Annotated in this window: 2 protein-coding genes; both read left to right on the top strand. The window is 49.9% G+C overall.

Translation table 11 applies throughout. From position 1 onward, the window contains the following. Positions 1-280, top strand: a 280-nt coding sequence (locus tag R8O10_RS24920; RefSeq protein WP_318191917.1) for a FliG C-terminal domain-containing protein, incomplete at its 5' end; no start/stop codon positions are given. 3 nt (positions 281-283) lie between these two features. Further along, on the top strand, positions 284-742 hold a 459-nt coding region (locus R8O10_RS24915), incomplete at its 3' end, for a Yae1 family protein (protein WP_318191916.1).

Genomic DNA, 742 nt, shown 5'->3' with positions numbered 1-742 from the left:
CCGTCAACGCGAAGAAACCATGGACATGCTCGTACAGCAAATTCCACTCGAGCTTTGGGCTACGGCACTGAAAGGTTCGGATATCACGTTGCAGCAAGCGATCAAACGCTCAATGCCACAACGTATGGTGAAAGCGCTAGAAGACGATATGGAAGCGCGTGGTGCAGTTGCACTAAGTCGAGTTCAGAAAGCACGCCAAGACATCATGCAAATGGTGCGCGAGCTTGATGAGTCGGGCGAAGTTCAGTTGCTTCTATACGAAGAGCCAACGGTGGAATAAAGCATGGCAGAACAAAGATCGAACATTATGCGACTGCCTCCAAGTGGTTACCGTTTACACCGTTTTCCGCCGCTGGCTCAGCCAGTTGCGGTTGATGAAGAGTTCGGCTTGGACAACCAAGGTTGGCAAGAGTCGCAAGTGGACATTCAGCAGCAACTTGAAGCAGGTTTCCAACAGGGGCTGCAACAAGGTCATGAAGAAGGTTTACGCCAAGGTATCGAGCAAGGTAAGCAACAAGGCTTGCTCGATGGTCAGAAAGAAGGCTTTCAGAAAGGATTTGTTTCTGGTGAACAAGCTGGTAAGCAAGGCTTTTTAGAAGCGGCGAAGCCAGTTAATGACTTGTTCCAAGCCTTATCTCGCTGGCAAAGTGAAAAAGAGCAGCAGCAACGCCACATGATTTGTGAGTTAGTACAGAAGGTGGCTCAGCAGGTGATTCGTGCCGAGCTTACTCTGATGCCACAG

The organism is Vibrio sp. 1727 (assembly GCF_033344415.1).
Lineage (GTDB): Bacteria > Pseudomonadota > Gammaproteobacteria > Enterobacterales > Vibrionaceae > Vibrio > Vibrio alginolyticus.
The sequence above is the reverse complement of the archived record's forward strand: the minus strand, read 5'-3'. Positions and strand labels throughout refer to the sequence as shown.